19 protein-coding genes and 1 pseudogene are annotated in these 25,024 nt (G+C 71.9%); 12 read left to right on the top strand and 8 right to left on the bottom strand.

Annotated elements, in window-relative coordinates; translation table 11 throughout:
- The first annotated feature begins 30 nt into the window (after window positions 1-30).
- From OG219_RS07915 to OG219_RS07925, 3 genes are all read left to right on the top strand, one after another.
- Window positions 31-1,185: a sensor histidine kinase gene (locus tag OG219_RS07915; protein WP_266824302.1), complete on the top strand. Its 1,155-nt coding sequence runs from the start codon at window positions 31-33 to the stop codon at window positions 1,183-1,185.
- A gap of 14 nt (window positions 1,186-1,199) precedes the next feature.
- Window positions 1,200-1,862 carry a response regulator transcription factor gene (locus OG219_RS07920; RefSeq protein WP_266824304.1) on the top strand — a complete coding sequence of 221 codons (663 nt, stop codon included), beginning with the start codon at window positions 1,200-1,202 and terminating at the stop codon, window positions 1,860-1,862.
- Window positions 1,863-1,961: 99 nt separating this feature from the next.
- Entirely contained in the window at window positions 1,962-3,119 is a 1,158-nt protein-coding gene (locus tag OG219_RS07925) for an ROK family transcriptional regulator (RefSeq protein WP_266824306.1), read from the top strand.
- Window positions 3,120-3,227: 108 nt separating this feature from the next.
- On the opposite strand, the gene OG219_RS07930 is transcribed toward OG219_RS07925, so the two are convergent.
- Window positions 3,228-3,989, bottom strand: a complete 762-nt coding sequence (locus tag OG219_RS07930; protein WP_266824308.1) for a GntR family transcriptional regulator — start codon at window positions 3,987-3,989, stop codon at window positions 3,228-3,230.
- Window positions 3,990-4,263: 274 nt separating this feature from the next.
- Complete coding sequence (locus OG219_RS07935) at window positions 4,264-5,148, bottom strand: RNA polymerase sigma-70 factor (RefSeq protein WP_266824310.1); 885 nt, start codon at window positions 5,146-5,148, stop codon at window positions 4,264-4,266.
- Between the two features lie 192 nt (window positions 5,149-5,340).
- Between OG219_RS07935 and OG219_RS07940 the strand changes: the two genes are divergently transcribed.
- Complete coding sequence (locus OG219_RS07940; RefSeq protein WP_266824312.1) at window positions 5,341-6,171, top strand: alpha/beta fold hydrolase; 831 nt, start codon at window positions 5,341-5,343, stop codon at window positions 6,169-6,171.
- Between the two features lie 45 nt (window positions 6,172-6,216).
- On the opposite strand, the pseudogene OG219_RS07945 reads toward OG219_RS07940, so the two are convergent.
- Window positions 6,217-7,185, bottom strand: a pseudogene (locus OG219_RS07945) (DMT family transporter); the annotation flags it as partial.
- On the opposite strand from OG219_RS07945, the gene OG219_RS07950 reads away from it, so the two are divergent.
- The 4 genes from OG219_RS07950 to OG219_RS07965 all read left to right on the top strand — a co-directional run bounded on the left by OG219_RS07950 (window position 7,101) and on the right by OG219_RS07965 (window position 13,442).
- Window positions 7,101-8,612 carry a PLP-dependent aminotransferase family protein gene (locus OG219_RS07950; protein WP_266824314.1) on the top strand — a complete coding sequence of 504 codons (1,512 nt, stop codon included), beginning with the start codon at window positions 7,101-7,103 and terminating at the stop codon, window positions 8,610-8,612. The pseudogene OG219_RS07945 and the gene OG219_RS07950 sit on opposite strands and share 85 nt — an antisense overlap.
- A 157-nt stretch (window positions 8,613-8,769) precedes the next feature.
- Window positions 8,770-10,365 carry an alkaline phosphatase gene (locus OG219_RS07955; RefSeq protein WP_266824316.1) on the top strand — a complete coding sequence of 532 codons (1,596 nt, stop codon included), beginning with the start codon at window positions 8,770-8,772 and terminating at the stop codon, window positions 10,363-10,365.
- A 239-nt stretch (window positions 10,366-10,604) separates the two neighbouring features.
- A complete protein-coding gene (locus OG219_RS07960; RefSeq protein ID WP_266824318.1) occupies window positions 10,605-12,035 on the top strand; it encodes a GNAT family N-acetyltransferase in 1,431 nt (476 codons plus the stop codon).
- A 183-nt stretch (window positions 12,036-12,218) separates the two neighbouring features.
- Window positions 12,219-13,442 (top strand): GDSL-type esterase/lipase family protein, encoded by a 1,224-nt coding sequence (locus OG219_RS07965; RefSeq protein ID WP_266824320.1) that lies wholly within the window; start codon window positions 12,219-12,221, stop codon window positions 13,440-13,442.
- A 14-nt stretch (window positions 13,443-13,456) separates the two neighbouring features.
- Here OG219_RS07965 and OG219_RS07970 read toward each other — a convergent pair whose 3' ends face one another.
- Window positions 13,457-14,635 carry a PLP-dependent aspartate aminotransferase family protein gene (locus OG219_RS07970; RefSeq protein ID WP_266824322.1) on the bottom strand — a complete coding sequence of 393 codons (1,179 nt, stop codon included), beginning with the start codon at window positions 14,633-14,635 and terminating at the stop codon, window positions 13,457-13,459.
- Window positions 14,636-14,695: 60 nt separating this feature from the next.
- Between OG219_RS07970 and OG219_RS07975 the strand changes: the two genes are divergently transcribed.
- Complete coding sequence (locus tag OG219_RS07975) at window positions 14,696-15,178, top strand: Lrp/AsnC family transcriptional regulator (protein ID WP_266468342.1); 483 nt, start codon at window positions 14,696-14,698, stop codon at window positions 15,176-15,178.
- A gap of 65 nt (window positions 15,179-15,243) precedes the next feature.
- Entirely contained in the window at window positions 15,244-16,935 is a 1,692-nt protein-coding gene (locus OG219_RS07980; protein ID WP_266824324.1) for a DUF885 domain-containing protein, read from the top strand.
- 133 nt (window positions 16,936-17,068) lie between these two features.
- Here OG219_RS07980 and OG219_RS07985 read toward each other — a convergent pair whose 3' ends face one another.
- Window positions 17,069-17,584, bottom strand: coding sequence for an immunity 21 family protein (locus OG219_RS07985; RefSeq protein ID WP_266824325.1), 516 nt, complete (start codon window positions 17,582-17,584; stop codon window positions 17,069-17,071).
- Between the two features lie 135 nt (window positions 17,585-17,719).
- A complete protein-coding gene (locus tag OG219_RS07990; RefSeq protein WP_266824326.1) occupies window positions 17,720-18,217 on the bottom strand; it encodes a rhodanese-like domain-containing protein in 498 nt (165 codons plus the stop codon).
- Window positions 18,218-18,398: 181 nt separating this feature from the next.
- Here OG219_RS07990 and OG219_RS07995 point away from each other — a divergent pair, with 181 nt between their 5' ends.
- Window positions 18,399-18,845: an Lrp/AsnC family transcriptional regulator gene (locus tag OG219_RS07995; protein ID WP_266824328.1), complete on the top strand. Its 447-nt coding sequence runs from the start codon at window positions 18,399-18,401 to the stop codon at window positions 18,843-18,845.
- A 1-nt stretch (window position 18,846) separates the two neighbouring features.
- Here the strand turns inward: OG219_RS07995 and OG219_RS08000 are convergent, their stop codons facing one another.
- Entirely contained in the window at window positions 18,847-21,834 is a 2,988-nt protein-coding gene (locus tag OG219_RS08000) for an SMC family ATPase (RefSeq protein ID WP_266824330.1), read from the bottom strand.
- Window positions 21,835-21,886: 52 nt separating this feature from the next.
- Complete coding sequence (locus OG219_RS08005) at window positions 21,887-23,050, bottom strand: exonuclease SbcCD subunit D (RefSeq protein ID WP_266824332.1); 1,164 nt, start codon at window positions 23,048-23,050, stop codon at window positions 21,887-21,889.
- Window positions 23,051-23,255: 205 nt separating this feature from the next.
- Here OG219_RS08005 and OG219_RS08010 point away from each other — a divergent pair, with 205 nt between their 5' ends.
- Window positions 23,256-24,941, top strand: coding sequence for a ribonuclease J (locus OG219_RS08010; protein ID WP_266824333.1), 1,686 nt, complete (start codon window positions 23,256-23,258; stop codon window positions 24,939-24,941).
- Window positions 24,942-25,024 lie beyond the last annotated feature (83 nt).

Genomic DNA, 25,024 nt, shown 5'->3' on the forward strand with positions numbered 1-25,024 from the left:
GTTGTCAGTGCGGCCTGTCACGATGACGCAATGGCCCGTTTTCTGCGCCCGCTGCTCCGGGGGACGACGTACACGCGTTGGTTGCATCTGTGGGTGCCGATGCTGTTCACCAGCGTGTGGCTGTTCATCGACATGTCGAAGCCATGGGTGCCCGCGGTGCTGCTGGTTCCGCTGGGGCTGATTCCGGCCGTCCGGCGGGGCGAGGGTGTGCAGGCGCAGTTCATGCTGGCGCGGGGCGGCGGGGAGGCGGCGTTCTCGGTCGCTCCCTCGGCCACGTGGCGGGACCGCTGGCGGACCGTGCTCTGGCTGGAGATCCGGCTGGTGGGCGGGTGGGTGGTCAGCGGGCTCACCGTCTGGCTGCCGCTGATCGCCGGCGAGCTGATCAACGTGTCGTTGGGCAATCCGGCGACCGACAACCCCTTCGTGCCGGTCTCGCACCCGCACTGGGCCTACGCACTGCTCTTCCCCTTCCCACTGCTCGCCCTGTACGGCGCGGTCATCGGCCTCGGCAAGCTGATCACAGCGATAGCTGGCCGCCTCCTGGGCCCCTCGTCCACCGAGCGCCTCGCCGCCCTGGAGGAGCGCACCGATCAGCTCCTGGAGCGCAACCGCATCGCCCGTGAGCTCCACGACTCCATAGGTCACGCGCTGACCGTCGCCGTGGTGCAGGCGGGCGCGGCCCGGGCGGCCGGCGACCCCGCGTTCACCGACCGGGCCCTGGGCGCCATCGAGGACACCGGCCGGGCCGCTCTGGAGGACCTGGAGCGGGTGCTCGGCGTGCTGCGGGAGGCGGAGCGTCCGGTGAGCAGCCGCCCCACGCTGACCGAGGCCGACCGGCTGCTGGAGTCGGCGCGTGCCTCCGGGGCCAAGGTCGATGCCGAGGTGACGGGTCCGGTGGAGACCGTGCCGGGTCCGGTGTCCCGCGAGGGGTACCGCATCCTGCAGGAATCGCTCACCAATGTCCTGCGGCATGCGGGGAGTGTCCCGGCCCGGGTCCGTATCGAGGTCCAGGACGGCGGGCTGGTCCTGGAGGTCCGCAATCCGCTCACCGCGGAGATACCGGGGCCCGGACGGGGCAGCGGGCTGCGCGGGATACGGGAGCGTGCGGCACTGCTCGGGGGCCGGGCGCGGACGGGGCCGGACGAGGGTGACTGGCAGGTGCATGTAGAACTGCCGCTGCGCTGATCTACGCTGGCCGGATGCCGGTCACCGTTCTCCTCGTCGACGACGAACCCCTCGTACGCGCTGGTCTGCGCGCCGTCCTGGAGGCCCAGCCCGACATCGAGGTCGTCGGGGAGGCGGCCGACGGTGCCGCGGTGATTCCACTGGTGCGGCAACTGCGGCCCGACGTGGTCGCCATGGACGTACGGATGCCTCTGATGGACGGCATCGAGGCCACGCGCGCGGTGCTGCGGACCGTGGCCGATCCGCCGAAGATCCTTGTGGTGACGACGTTCGAGAACGACGAGTACGTCTACGAGGCACTGCGGGCGGGCGCCGACGGGTTTCTGCTGAAGCGGGCGCGGCCGGCCGAGATCGTGCACGCGGTGCGGCTCGTCGCCGAGGGCGAGTCGCTGCTGTTTCCGGCTTCCGTACGGCAGTTGGCCGCCGAGTACGGGGACAGCGCCGGGAATCCCGCGGCGCGGGCGGCCATGGAGCGGGCGGCCCTGACCGAGCGGGAGGCGGAGGTGCTGCGGCTGATGGCGCGGGGGATGTCGAACGCCGAGATCGCCACTCGGATGATCGTCGGGACCGAGACCGTCAAGTCCCATGTCAGCGCCGTACTCGCGAAGCTGGGGGCCCGGGATCGTACGCAGGCGGTCATCGCGGCGTACGAGTCGGGGTTCGTGGCGCCCGGGTGAGTCCGACCCGTCGGTAGGTAACTGGTCCCCGGCACTCGCCCGGGTCCGCCGCGCCGAGTACGATCCGGCCAACACGCGCACGAGCTGGGAGGACGGACGTTGGGGCAGTTGACCGGCGGGGACCCCTCTCTGCTGCGAAGGATCAATTCCGCGGTGGTGCTGCACGCGCTGCGCACCACGGACTGCGCGACCCTCACCGAGATCACCCGGGTGACCGGATTGTCCCGGCCGACGGTCGAGGGAGTCGTCGAGGGCTTGATGGAAGCCGGGCTCGTCGTCGAGAAGGCCGCCGAGGAGGGCGCTGCCCGGCGTCAAGGCCGTCCGGCGCGGAGGTTCCGCTTCCGGGCCGAGGCGGGCCATCTGCTGGGCCTGGAGATCGGCCCGCACCGGGTCGCCGCGCTCCTCTCGGACCTGGACGGCCGGGTTCTCGGCTCCATGGCCAAGGACGTGGAGGAGACGGCGTCGGCGGACGAGCGGCTCGATCGGCTGCGTACGGCGGTCGCGGAGCTGCTGCGCCGGGCGGGCGTCGCACGGAGCTCGCTGCGTGCGGTGGGCGTCGGCAGCCCCGGGATCGTCGAGGCGGACGGCACCGTACGCCTGGGCACGGCGCTGCCGGAGTGGACGGGCCTGCGCCTCGGCGAGCGCCTGAGCCGCTCCTTCAAGTGCCCGGTGCTGGTCGAGAACGACGCCAACGCGGCGGCCGTCGCCGAGCACTGGAAGGGTGCGGCCACCGAGTCGGACGACGTGGTGTTCGTGCTGGCCGGGCTCAGCCCCGGCGCCGGTTCGCTGATCGGCGGACGGCTGCACCGGGGGTACGGGGGTGCGGCCGGGGAGATCGGCGCGCTGCATCTGCTGGGCCGCGAGGTGACGCCCGAGACGCTGCTGTCCACCACGGGCGAGCCGCTGCACCCGCTCGACGAGCAGGCGGTCGCCGAGGTCTTCGCGTACGCCCGGAGCGGCGACCAGCGGGCCATCGCGGCGGTCGACCGCTTCATCCAGCGTCTCGTCCACGACGTCGCGGCGCTCGTCCTGGCGCTCGACCCCGAGCTGGTCGTCGTCGGGGGCTGGGCGGCCGGTCTGGACGGCGTACTGGAGCCGCTGCGGCGCGAGTTGGCGCGCTACTGTCTGCGCCCGCCGAAGGTGGCGCTCTCCCTCCTGGGCGAGGCCGCCGTGGCGACGGGCGCGCTGCGGCTGGCTCTCGACCACGTGGAGGAGCAGCTGTTCGCGGTGGAGGGAACGGTCACCGCGCGCCGCTGAGCGGAACCGGCGTGCACCGCATGCGAAAACGTCCCGCCCCGGAGTCTTCCGGGGCGGGACGCTCGTGTGAGGGGCTGCTGCGCGGTGGCAGACCGCCCGGCTTGCGGCTCAGGAAGCCTTGCGTTCCGGGTCGTGGTGGATCTCCACGCCGCCGGAGTCGCCGAAGGTCAGCCGGCAGGTGTCGGCCCGGTAGGTGGCGATGGAGACCGCCGCGGTGCGTCCCTCGGCGAAGAAGCGGGTCGTGACGACGAGGACGGGCGCTCCCGGGAGCCGGTCGAGCTCCCTGGCGTCGTCCGCACGGGCCGAGCCGAGCTCCACGGCGCTGTCCTGACCCTCCAGGTCCAGGCGCTGCAGCTCGCGCAGCACGGCACGCGCGCGTGCCGTGCCCGAGGGCGCGTCGATCGCGGACAGGTCGGGCACCGAGGACGCCGGGATGTAGAGCAGTTCGGCGGCGACCGGCTGGCCGTGCGTCACGCGGGAGCGGCGCACCGTGTGCACCTGCTCGTCGTGGCCCGACTCCAGGATGCCGACAACCCCCGTGGGCGGGACCGCCAGCGTGCAGTCCGCGGGCTGCCAGGCGTCGCCGACCGCGCCCGGCCACGCGTGCTGCTCGGAACCGACGGCCACACCCACGCGCGGCGGGGCGACAGTGGTGCCCACCCCGCGGCGGCGCTGCAGACGGCCTTCCAGCTCGAGCTGTTCCAGAGCCTGGCGGAGCGTGGCTCGGGCGACCCCGAACCGGGCCGCCAGGTCGCGCTCGTTGGGCAGGATCTCGCCCACGGTGAAGTCGGAGTCCAATGCCTCACTGAGCACGGTCTTGAGATGCCAGTACTTAGGCTCCGGCACCGTTTCCAACTGCTGGGTCCCCACCCTGTCCTCCGCAATCGCCGTGGCCCGGCGGCGTTTTAGCGCCCTTGTTTATTAAAGGTTCCTGCACTATCCCTGTGACCATAAGTCCGCCTACACCCTTGGTCAAGACCAATCCTCAATCCCTTACGGATTGCACAGGGGTGCTGCCGCAGAGCGTTCACAGGGCGTTCGTGCTGGGTGATGTTCGTGACACAACGCCGAAAGCCCCCGTCCAGAGGACGAGGGCTGTCGGTGGTCCGCACGAGCCGGCGCGGGTTCCCCGGCCACTCCCCGGCTACTCCTCGGACAGTGACACCAGCTTCTCCGGGTTGCGAATGATGTAGACGCACTGGATGCGGCCGTCCACGACGTCGAGTTGGAAGACGCTGTCGGGCTTGTCGCCGGACAGGGCCAGCAGCGCGGTGCCGCCGTTGAGTTCCAGCAGGCGGAACGACGGGGCGGTGATGCCCTTGCGGGCCGCGCCCTGGAGGAAGCGCGCCACCTTGTCGGCGGACTCGATGACCCGCAGCGGGGCCCGTGACAGCCCGCCGCTGTCGGCGACCAGACGCGCGTCCGGGGCGAGCATGGACAGGAGCCCTTGCAGGTCGCCCTCGGCCGCCGCGGCGAGGAAACGTTCGGTCAGGGCGCGGCGTTCGGCCGGGTCGACCTCGTAGCGCGGGCGCCGTTCGTCCACGTGCTTGCGGGCCCGCCCGGCGAGCTGGCGTACCGCGGGCTCGCCCCGGTCGAGGACGGCGGCGATGTCCGCGTACGGGAAACCGAACGCCTCCCTGAGGACGAACACCGCCCGTTCCAGGGGTGACAGGGATTCCAGCACGACGAGGACGGCGAGTGAGACGGAGTCGGCGAGGACGGCCCGCTCCACGGTGTCGGGGACGGTGTCCCCGAAGTCGGTGACGTACGGCTCGGGAAGCCACGGACCCACGTACGCCTCGTTGCGCGACTGAACTTGGCGCAGCCGGTCGATGGCGAGCCGGGTGGTGACCCGCACCAGGTAGGCGCGCGGTTGGCGCACGTCGGCCCGGTCGGCGCCGGACCAGCGCAGCCACGCTTCCTGGACCACGTCCTCGGCGTCGGCCACCCGGCCGAGCATGCGGTAGGCGACGCCCATCAGGACGGGACGGTGCTGTTCGAAGTCGTCAATCGCGGTGTCGGTGGCCACGGTTCCATCCCATCCGACTCGCCACGTCCGTGTCCAGGCGGAATCGGTCGGCAGAAGTCGACAGCAGGCACCCGCGTGTGGTTCGCGGCAACCGGGGGCTACCCGTCGGTAGCAGTTGCTGACAAGCTGTCTACGAGACGGTCCGTCAGCATGCCGAGCAAGTCCATCGTGTCCCAGACGAGGAGCAGCATCATGTCCGCCACGGTCTCCTTCAGCCTCCCCTCTCCGCGCGGCCCCAGGAACGTGACGCTGTCCTACGCGCGCGTGGGCACCGGTGAGCCGCTGCTCCTGCTGCACGGCATCGGCCACCACCGGCAGGCCTGGGACCCGGTCGTCCACATCCTGGCGGCCGAGCGCGACGTCATAGCCGTCGATCTGCCCGGCTTCGGCGAGTCACCGGCGCTGCCTGAGGGCCTCACGCACGACCTGGAGACGGTGGTGCCCGCGCTCGGCGCGCTGTGCGAGGCGCTGGAGATCGATCGGCCGCATGTGGCGGGCAACTCCCTGGGCGGGCTGCTGGCCCTGGAGTTGGGCCGCGAGAAGCTCGTGCGGTCCGTCACCGCGATCTCGCCGGCCGGGTTCTGGTCGCAGGCCGAACGGCGGTACGCCTTCGGTGTGCTGTTCGCGATGCGGCAGGCCGCGCGGCGCATGCCCGTCCCTCTGGTCGAGCGGCTCTCGCGTACGGCGGCCGGGCGGGCGGTGCTGACGAGCACCATCTACGCCCGCCCCGGCCGCCGTTCACCCGAGGCGGTCGTCGCGGAGACCCTCGCGCTGGCCCGCGCCGAGGGTTTCACGCCGACCCTCCGGGCGGGCGGCTCCGTCCAGTTCACCGACGACGTCCCCGGGCTTCCGGTCACCGTGGCCTGGGGCACCCGGGACCGGCTGCTGGTGCGCCGCCAGGGGATCCGCGCGAAGCACGTCATACCGCGCGCCCGGTTGGTCAGGCTGCCCGGCTGCGGGCACGTCCCGATGAACGACGATCCGGCGCTCGTCGCCCGCGTCATTCTCGACGGCAGCCGCTGAGCGACGCCCGGCGCGCGCCAACGCGCCGGAACCCAGGGCGACTCCCGCGCCGACCAGCGCGCTCCCGAGGGCCTGCGCGGTGCCGTACGCGCCCGTGCCGACGAGCGGCGCGGTGGCGGCCGCCGCGACGGGGATGAGGCCGGAGAAGAGCGTGGCGCGTTCGGCGCCGATGCGCCGCATGCCCGTGTACCAGCACACGAAGCCGACGACCGTGACGACCGCCGCCTGCCACAGCAGCGCGGTGGCCTCGGTCGCGTCCGGCATCCGGAGCCAGGCGCCGCCGCCGGTGAGCACACCGGCCACCGCCGACTCGACCGCGGCGATCCCGCAGACGGTGGCCGACAGCAGCCGTGGACCGAGCGGCCGCACCAGGGGCACGGCCAGGACCGCGAAGCCCACCTCTCCGACGAGCGCGCACACGGAGTACGCGATCCCCGCACCGTCGGTGCGGCCCCAGCCCTGGACGGTGAAGGCGCCCGCCGCCACGAGCAACGACCCGTACAGCACGAGGCGTTGCGGCGGACGCCCCTCCCGAAGGGGGACGATCACGGCCACGAGTATCGGGGCGCAGCCCACGAAGACGCCCGGAACCGCCGGCTCCGCCGTCCGCTCGGCGGCGATCACCGCGATGTTGAAGCCGACCATGCCGACCGCCGCGAGCAGGCCGAGGCGTCCCCACTGGCGCGGTGTGAGCCGCCTCAGCGGTGCCGCGCCGCCCCGGCCGACCAGCGGCAGCAGCAGCAGGCAGGCGAGGCCGTAGCGCAGGAACTGGCCGCCCGCGTACGGGTATTGGTCCAGGACGCTGTTGGCGGTGAAGGAGGCTCCGACGAGGACACACGCGAGGGCGGCGAGCAGTGCGCCTCGGGCGGGGGTGACGTTCATGGCAGCGACGCTACGAAGGGACGCGGTCCGGTTTAAGGTCCACTTCCATGACGTCATCGGGGACCAATGCGAGGGGCACACCGGCCGGATCGCCGTCCCCTGGATCCGGGTCGTCGGGGCCATCGGGATCATCGGGATCGCCAGGGTCCGGGTCGTCGGGGTCCGTCCCCTGGGCCGCCGCCTGGGAGCTGCTCCTGCCGGCCGCGTCGGCGCCGGCACGCGCGCGTGGCCGCACGCTCCAGGAGGCGCTGCGCGAGTCGGTCCGTTCGGGCCGGCTCGCACCGGGCACCCGGCTGCCCTCCAGCCGTGAGCTCGCCGCCGATCTCGGGGTGTCCCGGGGACTGGTCACGGAGGCGTACGAGCAGCTGACCGCGGAGGGGTACCTGCGCAGCGGCCGGGGTGCCGGGACCTGGGTCGGCGGCGCCGTGCGGGCGGCCCGGCCAGGCGTGCGTGATCTCGCGCCGCGAGCCGCCGACACCCGGGCCGACTTCGTTCCCGGGACACCGGACCTGTCGCTGTTCCCGCGCGCCGCGTGGGCCGCCGCACAACGCGGGGTTCTCGCCGAACTCCCGCACCACGCACTGGGTTACCCGGATCCGCGCGGGCTGCCCCGGCTGCGCACGGCCCTCGCAGAGCTCCTCTCCCGGCGCCGTGGGGTGGTCGCCGACCCGGAGCGGATCGTCGTGGTCTCCGGGGTCGCGCAGGCGATGGCACTGCTCGGATTCGTGCTCCACGCGCGCGGGGTGCGCGAAGTCGGCGTCGAGGATCCGGGCAGCCCCGAACACGGCGCGCTGTACGCCTCGGCCGGCGTCGGCACCGTACCGCTGCCCCTGGACGAGGAGGGGCTGGCCACCGGACCGCTGGAGGCGTCGGGCGTACGAGCCGTGATGACGACGCCCGCCCATCAGTTCCCCTCGGGGATCGCGTACTCCGCACGGCGCCGGGCCGAACTCCTCGACTGGGCAAGGTCGGTGGACGGCTTGGTGATCGAGGACGACTACGACGGGGACTTCCGCTACGACCGTGCCCCCGTGGGCGCGCTGCAAGGCCTCGACCCGGAGCGCGTCGCCTACACGGGGTCGGTCAGCAAGTCCCTCGCACCGGGGCTGCGGCTGGGCTGGCTGCTCGTGCCCGCGTCGCTGGCCGAGGAGGCGGTCGAGCGCAAACGCACCATGGATCTCGGAAACCCTGTCGTCGACCAGGCACTCCTTGCCCGCTTCATCGAGCGGGGCGACTACGACCGACAGCTGCGCCGCTGCCAACGCGCCTACCGGGAACGACGCGACACCCTCGTATCCGCCCTGGAGGAGTACTTTCCCGGGACGGAGGTGTCCGGGATCGCGGCGGGTCTGCATGTCATCGCCGCGCTGCCCGAGCGGTTCGGGCCACGGGACCACTTCCTGGAACGGGTCACCGCGGCCGGAGTCGCCGTACGTCCGCTGGCGCACTACGGGGACGCGGTCGACGACGGCGTACGGCTGGTGCTGGGGTACGCGCACCTGTCCCCGGCGCGGATCCGGGACGGCGTACGGCTGATGGCGGACGCCGTCCGCCTCTAAGACACGCGTCCCATTCCCACGGGACAGCCGTGAGAAGTCGCACACCGGTTCCCTCGACCCCGCGGTCCTCTGTTCACTCGTGGTTTCCGTGCGCGCTGTGGCGCACCAGTAGTTGTGGCATTGCCCATTGGCCGAATCCGTCCCTGGAGGCGCATTCATGTCACACCGTCCGCAGCATCCGTTCCCCCGTCGCCGCAGCGTTCTGCGCGGCTCTCTCGCCGCCTCCGCCGCACTGGCCCTGCCCACCGCGCTCGGCGCGGCACCGGCGTTCGCCCTGTCCGGGCGGCCGAAGGCGGGGTGGGGCGTCCAGGCCGGAGACGTGACGGCCGACTCCGGACTGGTGTGGGTACGGTCCGACCGCCCGGCCCGGATGATCGTCGAGACGTCCGCGACCGAGTCGTTCCGCAACCCCCGCAGGTGGCAGGGTCCGCTGCTCGGCTCGGACAGCGACTTCACGGGGACGACGCGGCTGCGCGGCCTGCCCGCGGGCGAGCAGATCCACTACCGCGTGCTGCTCGCCGACCCCGACGACCCGCGCCGCACGGGCGAACCCGTCACCGGCACCTTCCGTACGACGCCGAAGGGGCGGCGGGACGGGGTGCGCTTCCTGTGGTCGGGCGACCTGGCGGGACAGGGCTGGGGCATCAACCCGGACCTCGGCGGCTACCGGATCTACGACGCCATGGCCGAGCTCGACCCCGACTTCTTCATATGCAGCGGCGACAACATCTACGCCGACGGCCCGATCACGGCGACTGCGGCACTCCCCGACGGCAGCACCTGGCGCAACATCACCACGGTGGAGAAGTCCAAGGTCGCCGAGACGCTGGCCGAGTTCCGCGGCAACTTCCGCTACAACCTGCTGGACGAGAACCTGAAGCGCTTCAACGCCCAGGTGCCGTCCATCATCCAGTGGGACGACCACGAGGTGCGCAACAACTGGTACCCCGGCGAGGTGATCGCGGCCTCGGACACCCGCTACACCGAGAAGAGCGTCGACGTCCTGGCCACCCGGGCCCGTCGCGCGTTCAGCGAGTACTTCCCCATCTCGACGCTGCGACCGGACAACCAGGACGGCCGCGTGTACCGGGTCCTGCGCCAGGGCCCGCTCCTGGACGTGTTCGTGCTCGACATGCGGACCTACCGCAACGCCAACTCCCCCGACACGCAGACCACCGATCCCCAGGGCATTCTCGGCGCCGAGCAACTGGAGTGGCTCAAACGGGAGTTGTCTCGGTCGCGTGCCGTGTGGAAGGTGATCGCCGCGGACATGCCGCTCGGCCTGGTCGTGCCGGACGCCACCGAGGGAAAGCCGAACATCGAGGCCGTGGCCCAGGGCGACCCGGGCGCGCCGCTCGGGCGCGAGCTGCAGATCGCGGAGCTGCTGCGGTTCGTCAAGCACCGGCGGATCACCGGCACGGTGTGGCTGACGGCCGATGTGCACCACACCTCGGCGCAGCACTACCAGCCGTCGAGGGCCACGTTCACGGACTTCGAGCCGTTCTGGGAGTTCGTCTCAGGACCGCTCCACGCCGGCGCGTTCCCGGCCAGCGCGCTGGACAACACCTTCGGTCCGGAGCGGGTGTTCGTGAAGGCGCCGACCGACTCGAACGTCTCGCCCGCCGGTGGCTACCAGTTCTTCGGCGAGGTCGACATCGACGGCGACAGCGGCGAGCTGACGGTGCGGCTGCGCGAGCAGGACGGCACCGTGCTGTTCACGCAGGTGCTTCAGCCGGGGCGCGTGGGGCAGTAGCCGGGGTGCGTGGCCAACTCCCGTACCCTCGAACCGCTGGGCCGCGCACCGGAGTCATCCCCCGGTGCGCGGCCTCCTCTCTCCGCGGGCGGCCGGAAGGCACGGCCCGTTCGGCCGAAGGAAGCAAAACAACTGCAAAAAGAACATCAAAAGGTACAGAACGATACTTTACCCATCAGTCACAGACCGTTCGTGATCACGCAACACGGTTCCTCCACAGTGGCTGTATGACTCGAGACATGCCTGATGTGACGCGTGCGAAGCACGGACGACCCGTTCACCACTGGCGGCGGGACGTCGTCGAACTCGCCGCGCTGTTCACGGCCGTTGCGGTCGCGGACGCCGTGGCCAACCTGATCGGGCACGGACCCGACGGCACGGCCCTGCTGATCATCTCGGCCGTCGTCCTGGTCGCCACGGCCGGCTTCCACACATGGTGGGCACGCCGCCACGGTCATGCGCCGCCGGCGGACGATACCGACGCCCGGCCGCTCGCCGACGGGCGCCGGGCCGGGCCGTCCGAGGAAACCGCGGCGGTGCCGGATTCCCTCGCCGGAGCGACCACGCTGTGGCGGATGCGGACGACGGTGAAGGACGCCCCCGGATCCCTGGCCACGCTGTGCTCGGCGCTGGCGCAGCAGCGGGTCGACATCCTGAGCCTGCAGACACATCCGCTGGCAGAGGGCACCGTGGACGAGTTCCTGCTGCGCGCGCCCACAGAGCTGGCGGCTTCCGAGATGACCCGCGCCGTCTCGCTGGCGGGTGGCACGGAGACCTGGACCGAGCGGGCCGACGCCCACGACCTCGTCGACGCGCCGACCCGGGTGCTGGGTCTGGCGACTCGTACGGCGCTGGACGCGGCGGAACTGCCGCTCGCGCTCCGGCAGTTGCTCGGCCGGTGCACCATCCGCTCGCTGCCCGCCAAGGCGCCCGGATCCGGTCGCGCGGAGGAAGGCGCTCCCGTCGAAGGGGCGCTCGAAGGAACGGTGATGCGGCTGCGGGCGCCCGAGGGCGGAGTGATCACGGTGGAGCGGCCGTATCTGCCGTTCACGCCGACGGAGTTCGCGCGGGCGCGGGCGCTGGTGGAGCTGGACGCGCGGCTCGGTCCGCGGGTACCGCGCAGTCAGGACGTGCTGACGCTGCCGGAAGGCAACGCCATCAGCCTGCGGCGCGCCGACGCCGCCGACCTCGAAGCCGCCAAGGCGATGCACGAGCGCTGCTCGCCCAGCACGCTGCGCATGCGGTACCACGGTCCGGTCGGCGACGCGGACCGCTACCTCAACCACCTGCTCAGCCCGCGTTTCGGACGGACCCTCGCGGTGCAGACGGCGTCCGGGCGCATCGTCGGGCTCGGCCACCTCCTCTGGGACGGCGACGAGACGGAGATCGCGCTCCTCGTCGAGGACGACTGGCAGCGGCGCGGTATCGGCGGCGAACTGCTCGGCCGTCTGGTGACGATGGCCGTCGAGGCGGGCTGCGAGAGCGTGTACGCCGTCACACAGTCCTCCAACACCGGCATGGTCGCCGCCATGCGCGGCCTCGGCCTTCCCCTCGACTACCAGATCGAGGAGGGCACCCTGGTCATCACGGCCCGTCTGGACGCGACTCCGGTGACGTCACGGCTGCCGTACGACGAGGGGCAGCTCGGGGAGCGGGTGGTGCGGGACTGAGCGCTCCGCGCTGGTTGTGAGGTTCCGTTCTGCCTCAGCCGGTGGGGGCTGGTCGCGCAGTTCCCCGCGCCCCCTGCGGGGCGCGGCTGCGCACCCCCGGCAGCAATCATGCGCACCCTAGTCAGCGATCAACGGTCCGGAAACCCATGTGCGGGTCAGGATTCCGGTTGACATGCTGAGACCATGACCCACCAGCACGACGACGCCCCCGGCTCCGCCACCCCGCCCCGGCCGGCGGACTGGATCCCCACACCCATCACCGCGGACCTCGTGCTCGGCGCGCTCGACCTGGAGCGCACCGAGCACGGAGTGCTGCCGCACCGGCTGCCCGCCCGGGCCCGCGCGCAGTGCGCCGACGGGCAGTTGGCCATGGCGGAGGCCCAGCCGTCCGGCGTACGGCTGGTTTTCCGCACCCGGGCCACCGCCGTCGAGCTGGACACGCTCCCGACCAAGACGCTCTACCTGGGCGCCCCGCCCCGTCCCGACGGCCAGTACGACCTGCTCGTCGACGGGCGCCCGGCCGGGCGGGCGAGCGCGCCCGGCGGCAATGTCCTGGCCGTGGACATGTCCACCGGCTCCGCGGAGACCCGGCCCGGCCCGGTCGGCACCGTTCGTTTCGCCGGACTGCCCGACCGGATGAAGGACGTGGAGATCTGGCTGCCGTACAACGAGATCACCCAGCTGGTCGCGCTGCGCACCGACGCCCCCGTCGAGCCCGCACCGGACCGGGGCCGCAAGGTGTGGCTGCACCATGGCAGTTCCATCAGCCACGGCTCCAACGCGGAGAGCCCCAGCACGACCTGGCCCGCGCTGGCCGCCTCACTCGGCGGCGTGGAACTGATCAACCTGGGCCTGGGCGGCAGCGCCCTGCTCGACCCGTTCACCGCGCGTGCCCTGCGCGACACCCCCGCGGACCTGATCAGCGTCAAGATCGGCGTCAACCTGGTCAACACCGACGTGATGCGCCTGCGGGCGTTCACCCCGGCGGTGCACGGCTTCCTCGACACCGTCCGCGAGGGGCATCCCACCACGCCGCTGCTGGTCGCCTCGCCCATCCTGTGCCCCATCCACGAGGACACCCCCGGGCCCAGCGTCGCGGACTTCAGCAACTTCAGCGAGGGAAAGATCCTGTTCCAGGCCGCGGGAGACCCCGCTGAGCGCGCCGCGGGGAAGCTGACCCTCAACGTGATCCGGGACGAACTCTCGCGCATCGTGAAGCAGCGTGCGGCCGAGGACCCCAACCTGCACTACCTCGACGGACGACACCTCTACGGCGAGGCGGACTCCGCCGAGCTGCCGCTGCCCGACCAGCTCCACCCGGACGCCGCCACCCACCGCCGCATCGGCGAGCGCTTCGCCGAGCTGGCGTTCCGCTCCGGTGGACCGTTCGCGGCGCGACCCGCCTGAAGGGCCAGGGAACGTCAGGTCCGGCCCAACGCCCCGTCCAGGTCGGCCCACAGGTCGTCGACGTCCTCCAGCCCCACCGACAGCCGCAGCAGCCGGTCGCCGACCCCGGCGCCGCGGCGGTCCGCCGCGTCCACGACACGGTGGCTGATGGAGGCCGGATGCTGGATGAGGCTGTCCACGCTGCCGAGGCTCACGGCAGGGGTGATCAGACGAACCCCGGCGATGACGGCGTGCGGGTCACCGTGCACCTCGAAGGCGATCATGGCACCGCCGATCCGCGGATAGCGGACGCGGGCGACGCGCGGGTCGGCGGCGAGGCGGCGGGCCAGTTCCGCCGCGTTCGAGGACGCGGCCCGGACCCGTACGGGCAAGGTCGACAGGCCGCGCAGCAGCAGATAACCGGCGAGCGGATGCAGCACACCGCCGGTGGCGAACCGCACTTGGCGCAGCCGCCCGGCGAACTCCTCGTCGCAGGCGACCACCCCGGCCATCACGTCGCCGTGTCCGCCCAGGTACTTGGTGGCACTGTGCAGGACCAGCCACGCCCCCTGCTCGGCGGGGCGTTGCAGCACCGGCGTGGCAAAGGTGTTGTCGGCGAGCAGGGGAACGGAACCGCAGTCGTGCGCGAGGGCCTTCAGGTCCAGTTCGGCGAGCGTCGGATTGGCCGGGGACTCCACCATCACCAGGCCCGTGTCGGGGCGCAGCGCGTCCGCTACGCCCGCCGGGTCGACCCAGGTCACCTCAGAGCCCAGCAGCCCGGCGGTGAGGAGGTGGTCGCTGCAGCCGTACAGGGGCCGTACGGCGACGACATGGCGCAGGCCGAGCGCGTTCCGTACGAGCAGTACGGCGCTCAGTGCGGCCATGCCGCTCGCGAACGCGACCGCGCTCTCGGTGCCTTCGAGGCGGGCGAGGGCGGTCTCGAAGCGGGCGACGGTCGGGTTGCCGAGGCGGCCGTAGACGGGCGGGCCCTGCGGTTCGGCGCCGTCCGCGGCGAACGCGTCGATGCGGGCGGCCTCGCCGCGGCTGTCGTACGACGGATAGGTCGTGGACAGGTCGATCGGCGCCGCGTGCAGTCCCTGCCGGGCGAGATCCTCCCGCCCCGCGTGCACGGCCTCGGTGGCGAGCGCGCGGGTACGACCGGCCCTGTGTCTCGTCGTGTCCGGTTCGCGTATGTCGTAGCTGACGGAATCCATACCCGCAAGCCTGAACAGGAACCGGGGAGTGAGCGCCGAACCCCGTGCTACGTTCGCGCCATGGCCGATTCTGTCGTACTCGATCCGGTGGATCTCCATCTGCTGCGGCTTTTGCAGAACGACGCCCGGACGACGTACCGCGATCTCGCGGCGCAGGTCGGTGTCGCGCCCTCGACCTGCCTGGACCGGGTGACGAGGCTGCGCCGTGCGGGAGTCATTCTCGGCCACCAGCTGCGGCTGGATCCGGCGAGACTGGGGCGGGGCCTGGAGGCCCTGCTGTCCGTGCAGGTCAGACCGCACCGGCGGGAGTTGGTGGGGCCGTTCGTGGAGCGCATCAGGGCGTTGCCCGAGTCGCGGACCGTCTTCCATCTCACCGGACCCGACGACTATCTCGTCCATGTCGCGGTCGCCGACATGGCCGATCTGCAGCGGCTGGTCCTCGACGGGTTCACGTCCCGGCGTGAAGTGGCGCGCGTCGAGACCCGGTTGATCTTCCAGCAGTGGGACTGCGGCCCACTGCTGCCACCGCAGCGCGAAGGCTGACCGAAGGGTCACGCCCTCAGCAGATCCTGCTGACGGGGACCGCGTCCCCGTACGAGGATGTCCGCATGTCTGAGACGAAGATCCCGCTGCCCCGCGAGGTCGCCGACGCGTATGTCGACGACCTCATCGCCCTCGACCCGGTCACTGGTACCTACCTCGGCGACAAGGCGAGTGCCGGCAAGCTGCCGGATGCCTCGCCCGCAGGTCAGGCCGCGCTGGCCGACCTGGCGCGAAGGACCCTGGAACGGCTCGACGAGGCGGAACGGCAGCCGGGCGCGGACAGCGACATCGAGCGCCGCTGCGGCCGGCTGCTGCGCGAGCGGCTCACCGCCGAACTCGCCGTCCACGACGCCGACGACCACCTGCGCACGGTCGGCAACATGCATTCGCCCGCGCACTCGGTGCGCGAGGTGTTCACCCTCACGCCCACCGAGACGGACGAGGACTGGGCGGCGGTCGCGGAACGGCTGCGCGCGGTGCCGGGCGCGCTGGACGGCTACCGCGAGTCCCTCGCCCTCGGCCTTGAGCGCAAGCTGTACGCGGGCCCCCGCCCCACCGCGACGTTCATCGGGCAGCTCACCGAGTGGTCCGACACCGACGGGCAGGGCCGCGGCTGGTTCGAGGACTTCGTGACGCCGGGCCCCGAGGCGCTGCGCGCGGAGCTGGACACCGCCGCCCGCACCGCGACCGAAGCCCTGGTCTCCCTCCGGGACTGGATGCGCGATGTGTACGCGCCCGCCATCGAGGGCGCGCCGAACACCGTCGGCCGCGAGCGGTACGCCCGCTGGTCGCGCTACTTCAACGGTACGGATCTCGACCTCGACGAGGCGTACGCGTACGGCTGGGCGGAGTACCACCGTCTCCTCGCCGAGATGAAGAAGGAGGCCGAGAAGGTCCTGCCCGGCGCCGAGACCCCCTGGGTGGCGCTCGCGCACCTCGACGAGCACGGCACGCACATCGAAGGTGTCGACGAAGTGCAGGCGTGGCTGCAGAACCTGATGGACCAGGCGATCGAGGCGCTGGACGGGACACACTTCGAACTCGCCGAGCGGGTACGGAAGGTGGAGTCACACATCGCGCCGCCCGGCAGCGCGGCGGCCCCCTACTACACGGCACCGTCCGAGGACTTCTCGCGCCCCGGCCGCACCTGGCTGCCGACGATGGGCCAGACCCGCTTCCCCGTGTACGACCTCGTCTCGACCTGGTACCACGAGGGCGTCCCCGGCCACCACCTCCAGCTCGCGCAGTGGGCGCACGTCGCGGGAGACCTCTCCCGCTACCAGGCCACCGTCGGGGGCGTCAGCGCCAACGCCGAGGGCTGGGCGCTGTACGCGGAGCGGCTCATGGACGAACTCGGCTTCCTCACCGACGCGGAGCAGCGCCTCGGCTACCTCGACGCGCAGATGATGCGCGCGGCCCGTGTCATCGTCGACATCGGCATGCATCTGGAACTGGAGATTCCGGCGGATTCGCCGTTCCACCCGGGTGAGCGCTGGACGCCCGAACTGGCGGAGGAGTTCTTCGGCGCGCACAGCAGCCGGCCCGCCGACTTCGTGGAGAGCGAGCTGACCCGCTACCTCTCGATCCCCGGCCAGGCCATCGGCTACAAGCTCGGCGAGCGAGCGTGGCTGCTGGGCCGCGAGAACGCGAAGAAGCGCCACGGCGACGCCTTCGACGCGAAGGCCTGGCACATGGCGGCCCTCTCCCAGGGCTCACTGGGCCTGGACGACCTGGTGGACGAACTCTCCCAGCTCTGACGCTCACCGGCGGCGGCCGGACTCGGACCGACGACACGAGTCCGCCGCCGCCGGCGTCTCCGCTCCGCGCGGCACGTGCGCGCGGAGCGGAGGCAGTTGCATGCGGGGCACGTGAAATCCCGCGGGGCGTCGCTCAGTTCGGCAGCCGCCGCAGTTGTACGAGGCCCACCCACGTCTCGGGTCCCGGCTCCGCGTACGTCGCGCGCACCGCGTACCGGCCCGGCTCCAACGCGAGCTTGAGGTGATCCGTCCTCTTCGATTCGATCCCCGGCCAGGCCGCGTCGAACAGCACCACGGGGCCGGGCACGTTCCAGTGCACCTCCGGCTCCCAGACCGCCGCTTCGAGTGCCGCGGGGACGATGGAGAGCAGTTCGTCCTCGGAGTCGGCGGCACACCACCGTACGAAGGTGCCGTGCTCGGGGAGGAAGGCGGTCGAGGCGGGTTCGTCGCCGAGGACCAGGGCCCTGGTGTCGCCGACGGGCACCAGACCTATGTAGCCGTCCACGTCGCACGCCCGGTCGTAGTCGGAGGACGTCTCGTCGCCGTCCGCCCCCGACCAGAACGGCAGCACGACCTCCGGGATCACTATGAGCGGCCCGCCGCCCGACTCCACCCACTCGACCGCACCTGGTTCCGCGTATCTCGCCATGCGGCAGAAGCTACACGGCGGGGATCCGGTGGAAATCCGGTGTCCCCTCCGCTGTCCGATAAGCCACCCTCGGCACTCGTGCCCACCCGAACTCCCTTCCTCTCCCCACGCGTTGCCCGCCGTACCGTGCGGGGCTCAGCAGCCGCAGTCCGCCGCGTCGATCGGCGCCGTCAGCGGGTCCGCGGCGCGCTGCTCGCGCCCCTCCCAGGTCTCGAACTCGAAGCCCTCGCGCGCCCAGTACTCGAAGCCGCCGAGCATCTCCTTGACCTGGAAGCCGAGTTCGGCGAAGGCGAGGGCGGCGCGGGTCGCGCCGTTGCAGCCGGGGCCCCAGCAGTACGTGACGACCGGCACCGACTTGTCGAGGAGTTGTTCGGCCTGCTCGGGGATGAGCGCGGTCGGCAGGTGGACCGCACCGGGGACATGGCCCTGGTCCCAGGACTCCGTCGAGCGGGAGTCGAGGACGACGAAACCGGGGTCGCCGCCTGCGGCAAGGGCGGCAGCGACGTCGGACACGTCGGCGTGAAAGGCGAGACTCGCGCCGAAGTAGGCGGCGGCAGCGGCCGGAGACGCGGGCGCGACGCGCAGAACGGGGTTCACGGTGGCCTCGGTGGTCGTAGCGGTGGTCGCGGTCATGGTCCGGCCTTCCCTCCCTGTCCCGCCTGACCAGTGGCTTCTGCGCACCGGCCGCGCGGGGACCTGCACCCGCCAGCGGGACTTCCTGGCCAGAAATCTATGTCCGGTGGCCTCCACCCTGAAGTGGCGATCCACGGCATCACTCTTGATCGGCCGGGGTTTTCCCTGCTATCCATCACACATGACCGCGTATTCCCCGGACGCCACCGACTGGCGCATCCTCGATGTCCTCCAGCGCGAGGGCAGGGCCAGTTTCGCCGAGCTGGCCCGTGCCGTCTCCATGTCCGCGAGCGCGGTCACCGAACGGGTCCGCCGGCTGGAGGAGGCGGGCGTCATCCAGGGGTACGCGGCCGTCGTCGACCCGGAGAGCCTGGGCCTGCCGATCCTGGCGTTCGTGCGGCTCAGGTACCCGAACGGCAACTACAAACCCTTCCACGACCTGGTCGAGGTGACGCCCGAGATCCTGGAGGCGCACCACGTCACGGGCGACGACTGCTTCGTCATCAAGGTCACTGCGCGCTCCATGAGCCACCTGGAGGAAGTGTCCGGCAAGATCGGCACCCTGGGCTCCGTGACCACGAGCGTCGTCTACTCCTCACCGCTCCCCCGCCGCCCGCTGGGCCGCTGAGTCACAGCTGGTCCCCTCGCTGCCGTACGACCGAGCCCGTTCTCCCCTTCACGACCTCCAGTTGGGCGTGGATGCGCCGCCGCAGGTCCGCGACATGGCTGACGATGCCGACGCTGCGGTCCCGCTCCCGCAGTGAGTCGAGCACGTCGAGGACCTCGTCGAGGGTCTGGTCGTCGAGGCTGCCGAAGCCCTCGTCGATGAAGAGCGTGTCGAGCCGCACCCCGCCGGCCTCGTCGGTGACGACGTCAGCGAGGCCGAGGGCGAGGGCGAGGGAGGCGAAGAACGTCTCGCCGCCGGAGAGTGTCGCCGTGTCGCGCTCGCGGCCGGTCCAGGCGTCCACGACGTGCAGTCCGAGCCCGCTGCGCCCACGCCCGGCGCGGTCGTCGGAGTGGACGAGGGTGTAGCGCCCGGAGGACATGCGCCGCAGCCGTACGGTCGCGGCGGCGGCGACCTGTTCCAGGCGGGCGGCGAGGACGTAGGCCTCCAGGCGCATCTTGCGCTCGTTGTCCGCCGATGTGCCGGCCGCGAGACCGGCCATGCGGGCCACCCGGTCGTACGCCTCACGCAGTGGCGCCAGGCGGCGTACGGAAGTGGTCGCGCGCGTGGACAGCCGGTCGAGCTCCCCGCAGCGTCGGGCTGCGGCGTCCTGCGCGGAGGCGGTGTCCCGCAGCCGGCGGGCGGCGGACTCGGCGGTCTGTTCGGCGGTCCGCAGGTCGGCGGGCGGCTGCTGGGCGGCGGCCGCCGTGTCGGTCTCGGCGAGGACGGCCCGTACTGCCGCCTCCTCCGACTGCCAGGTGTCGAGCCGCCGTTGGAGCTCCCGGTGGGCCGCGTCGTCGAGCAGCGCGGCAGCGGCCGCCCGCGGTGTGTCGAAGCCTGCGCGGAAGGCAGCGTCGGAGAGCCGCGCGTCGGCGTCCTTGAGCCGCTGCGCGGTGTCGTCGGCCGCGCGCACGGCGTCCGCGGCCTCGGTGAGCAGCGCGACCTGCCGCTCCAGTTGCGCGGCCCGCGCGGCTACGCTGCCCGCCTCGCCCCGGGCCTGGTCCAACTCCTCCTCCAGGGAGGCCCTTTCCCGGTCGTTCAGGTCGCGGTGCGACACCCGGGCGGCGGCACGGAGTGCGGCCTGCTGCTGGGCGGCCACCCGCCGTTCGTGTTCGAGCCCGGCCTGCGCGAGTCGCTCACGCGCGGTGTGCAGCCCGGACGCGGCAGCGCGCGCCTCCGTGTACTCCCGCTCCAACTCCTCTGCCCGCTCGGCGAGTTGCGCCGTGGGCGCGTCCCCAGCCTCCGCGGTCGCGGCGGCCAGCGCCTCCCGTACGAGGCCGAGCCGCCGCTCGGCCTCGGCGCGCTCCTCGTCTGCGCGCTGGTAGGCGGCGAGGGCGTGCTCCTCGGCCTCTCTGTCGACGTGCCCGGCGATCTTCCTTGCGGGCGCGGGGTGTTCGGTGCCGCCGCACACGGCGCAGGGTTCGCCGTCGACAAGGCCCGCGGCGAGTTCCGCGGCGATGCCCTTGAGGCGCTGTTCCTTCAGGTCGAGCCAGTGGGCGCGCGCGTCCGTGGCGCGTTCGCGTGAGGTGAGGGCTCGCGCCTGGGTGTCATCGGTGTCCCGGGCGAACGCGTCGCGCTGGCGGGCGGCCCTGAGCCGGGCCTGCGCGGGGTCGCGCTGCACGGCGAGCTGCTCGGCGCGTGTCGCCGCCTCCTGTGCGGACTCGATGCGTGCCTCGCCGGCCGTGCGGGTCGCCTCCCAGGTGGCGAGCCAGTTCTCGGCGTCCTGGAGCACTTCCTCGTCGGCGCGCTCCTGGCGGTCCAAGTCGGCGCGCTCGACGGCGAGTTCGGCCAGTTTCCGTTCGGCGCGGCGTGCCGACTCCAGTCCGCCCAGCTCCTCCGCCGCCTTGCGCGCGGCGGCCGCGAGCCCGGGCGCGCCGGCTCCGGCGAACGTCTCCGGCAGGGCGGCACGCGTGCGTGCCTCGTCGGCCGACGCGCGCCGGTGCTCGGCCTCGGCGGCGTCGCGCAGGTCGAGTGCGGGGGCCACCACCTCGGCCTTGCGGCCGCGCTCCATCCGCGTCTGGGCCTCGCGGTGGGCGTCGGCCCGCTCCTCCAGGCGTGCGGCCCGCTCCCGCGCCTCCGCGAACCGGCGCTGCAGCCGCGCCGCTTCACGCACGTCGTCGAGTACGCGATCCGCCGCGGCCTGCGCGGATTCGGCGGCCGTCCGCGCACAGTGGGCGATGGTGAGCCGTTCGCGGGCGGTGCTGCGGGCTACGGCGGCGGCGCTCAGGATGGCGTCGGCGAGACCGGGGTCTCCCGGCGCGAGGCCGGGCAGCTCCATGACGTCGCCCGCCGCCTGCTGCATGCGGTGCGCGTCGGCGAGCAACGCCGTGTCCCCGTCGCGTACTTCGGTCTCGGCCGCGCGCCGCCGCTCGGCAAGACGCTTCTCGACCTCGGCGAAGCGGTGCGTGTCGAAGAGGCGGCCGAGCAGCTTGCCGCGGGCCTCGGCGTCCGCGCGCAGGAAGCGTGCGAAGTCGCCCTGCGGCAGCAGCACGACCTGGCAGAACTGTTCGCGGCTCATACCGAGCAGCTGGGTGATCTCCTCGCCGATCTCCTGGTGGGAGCGGCTGAGGTCCTTCCAGGAGCCCGCCGACGCGTCGTACTCACGCAGCCAGCTCTGTGCCTTCTCGGTCGTGGTGCCCGTGCCGCGCCTCTTGGCCCGCTCGAAGGGCGGTTGCCGGGTGATCTCCAACCGGCGTCCGGCGACGGTGAGTTCGAGGCTCACCTCGGTGCGGGTCTCGGGTGTCGCGTGATCGCTGCGCAGGGAACCGCCCTGGCGGGCGCCCGGCACCGCTCCGTACAGCGCGAAGCAGACGGCGTCGAGCACGGATGTCTTGCCCGCGCCCGTCGGCCCGTGCAGCAGGAAGAGCCCGGCGGCCGACAGCTCGTCGAAGTCGACCCGCTGGGCGCCGCCGAAGGGCCCGAACGCGGTGATGTCCAGGCGGTGCAGCCTCATCTGGCGCCCTCCGTGAGGGCCGGCAGCCGTACGTTCTCCACTGGAAGTGATGTCACCGGGAGACCTCCCGTACGGCCTCGTCGGCGCGGACGGCGTCGAACGCGTCCCGCAGCACCGCCTGTTCGTGTGCGTCGGGGCCTGCGCCGCGCACGTGGGCGACGAAGTCCTCCGCGATCTGCTGTTCGCCACGGCCTGCGAGCCGCCGGGCGTAGGAGAGGTCCGGGTCCTCCGGTGCCCTCTCGGGGTCGAAGGCGAGGCTGAGGGTGTGCGGGAAGCGCTCGGTCAGCCGGGCCATGGGGTCGGCCGGGCGCACCCGGTCGGTGAGGGTCGCCTCGACCCACGCCTCCTCGTGGCGCTCCAGCTCCGGATCGGCGAGCAGTTCCTCCAGCCGCCCCCGGATACGGGCGAGCGTCCTCGGGACGGGGCAGTCGATCCGCTCCGCGTCGAGCCGGCCCTCGGGGCCCAGGTCCACGAGCCACATGCTCTTGCGGTGGTCGGCCTCCGAGAAGGAGTACGGCAGCGGGGAGCCGGAGTAACGCACGCGCTCGGTGATGGTCTGGCTGCCGTGCAGATGCCCGAGCGCGGTGTAGTCGACGCCGTCGAACACCCCGGCGGGCACGGAGGCGACCCCGCCGACCGTGATGTCCCGCTCGCTGTCGCTGGCCTCGCCCCCGGTGACGAAGGCATGGGCGAGGACCACGGAACGGGTGCCCGGCGCGCGTGTGGCGAGGTCGGCGCGGACCCGGTCCATGGCAGCAGCGAGCACCGCTTCGTGGCCCGGCTTCTCCACCCCGAACTCGTCCTTCACCAGGGCCGGTTCGAGATAGGGCAGGCCGTAGAAGGCCACGTCGCCGTGCGCGTCGGCGAGCACCACGGGCGTACCGCACGCCGAGGCCTCGGTCCGCAGATGAACGCCCGCCCGCCCGATGAGACCCGCGCCGACACCGAGCCGACGCGCCGAATCATGGTTCCCGGAGATCATCACCGTGGGCACACCGAGGTCGGCCAGCCGGTGCAGGGCGTCGTCGAAGAGTTCGACCGCGGCCAGCGGGGGCACCGCCCGGTCGTACACATCGCCCGACACGACGACCGCGTCCACCTCGCGCTCACGCACGGTCGAGACGAGGTGACCGATGAACTCGGACTGGGCGCCGAGCATGTTCACCCGGTGGAACGCCCGGCCGAGATGCCAGTCGGAAGTGTGCAGCAATTTCATGAAATCGCTCTGACCTGCACGTTTACCCCCACCAGGCATCTACAACGAACACAAAGCCAGCACGGGCTCGCCGCCAACACCCACCACGCTAACGCCTTTGACCTCCTGATCCATCACTGACCTCAAATCACCCAGGCAAATAGCACAATCCACACGCCGGGCAGCCAGTGGATCACCTCGGCAGACTCTCCGGTAACGTCAGAATATGAGTCATCCGCATCCCGAACTGAAAGCCGCCCCTCCCCTGCCTGAAGGAGGGCTGAGGGTCGTCGCCCTGGGCGGTCTCGGTGAGATCGGCCGCAACATGACCGTCTTCGAGCATGCCGGCAAGCTGCTCATCGTCGACTGCGGCGTGCTGTTCCCCGAAGAGACCCAGCCCGGCGTGGACGTGATCCTGCCGGACTTCACCTCGATCCGTGATCGCCTGGACGACATCGTGGCTGTGGTGCTCACCCACGGCCACGAGGACCACATCGGTGGCGTGCCGTATCTGCTGCGAGAGCGTTCCGACATCCCTGTCGTGGGCTCGAAGCTGACACTGGCGTTCCTGGAGGCCAAGCTCAAGGAGCACGGAATCCGGCCGCGCACGGTGCGGGTACGTGAGGGCGACCGGCGCGGCTTCGGCCCCTTCGACTGCGAATTCGTGGCGGTCAACCACTCCATCCCGGACGGTCTCGCGGTCGCGATCCGCACCAGGGCCGGGCTGGTGCTGCACACCGGTGACTTCAAGATGGACCAGTTCCCGCTGGACGACCGCATCACCGACTTGCGCGCCTTCGCCCGCCTCGGCGAGGAAGGTGTCGATCTCTTCCTCACCGACTCCACCAACGCCGAGGTCCCTGGCTTCACCACCTCCGAGCGCGATCTGAACCCGGCGATCGAGCAGGTGATGCGTACCGCCCCGCGGCGGGTGATCGTCTCCAGTTTCGCCAGCCATGTGCACCGCATCCAGCAGGTCCTGGACGCCGCGCACCAGCACGGCCGCAAGGTCGCCTTCGTGGGCCGCTCCATGGTCCGCAACATGGGCATCGCCCGCGACCTCGGGTATCTGAAGGTTCCCAGCGGCCTGGTCGTGAGTACCAAGGAAATGGAGAAGCTGGCGGACCACAAGATCACCCTGGTGTGCACCGGATCCCAGGGCGAGCCGATGGCGGCTCTGTCCCGGATGGCCAACCGGGACCATGTGATCCGCATCGGCAAGGGCGACACCGTCCTGCTCGCCAGCTCGCTGATCCCCGGCAACGAGAACGCCATCTACCGGGTGATCAACGGGCTGACCCGGTGGGGCGCCCATGTCGTCCACAAGGGCAACGCCAAGGTGCACGTCTCCGGGCACGCCAGCGCCGGTGAACTCGTGTACTGCTACAACATCGTCAAGCCCCGCAATGTCATGCCCGTGCACGGCGAATGGCGCCACCTGCGGGCCAACGCCGACCTGGCCATCCGTACGGGGGTCGATCCCGAGCGGGTGGTCATCGCCGAGGACGGCGTCGTCGTCGATCTCGTGGACGGGCGTGCGTCGATCACCGGCAAGGTGCCTGCGGGCAACGTCTACGTGGACGGCATGGAGGTCGGCGGCGCCACCGAGGCGTCCCTGAAGGACCGCGTCACCCTCGCGGAGGAAGGCGTGGTCACCGTGGTGGCCATCGTCGACGCCGACACGGGCGCCCTTGCCGAGACCCCCGATTTCCTGGCCCGCGGGTTCGTCCACGACGACACCACTTTCGAACCGGTCATCCCTGTCATCGAGAAGACTCTGGCGGCCGCAGCCCAGGAAGGCGTCGGCGACGCACACCAGCTGGAGCAGCTCATCGCCCGTGCCGTGGCGAACTGGGCCTTCCGTACCCACCGCCGCAGGCCCCTGATCATCCCCGTCATCATCGACGCCTGACCGGCGGGCCCCCTTCCCCGCTCCTGCCCCGCCGGCGGCAGGAGCGGTTTCACGTCTGCGTCCACACCCGCGCAGAGCGGCGT

Source organism: Streptomyces sp. NBC_00038 (assembly GCF_026343635.1).
In the GTDB taxonomy this organism is placed as follows: Bacteria; Actinomycetota; Actinomycetes; order Streptomycetales; family Streptomycetaceae; genus Streptomyces.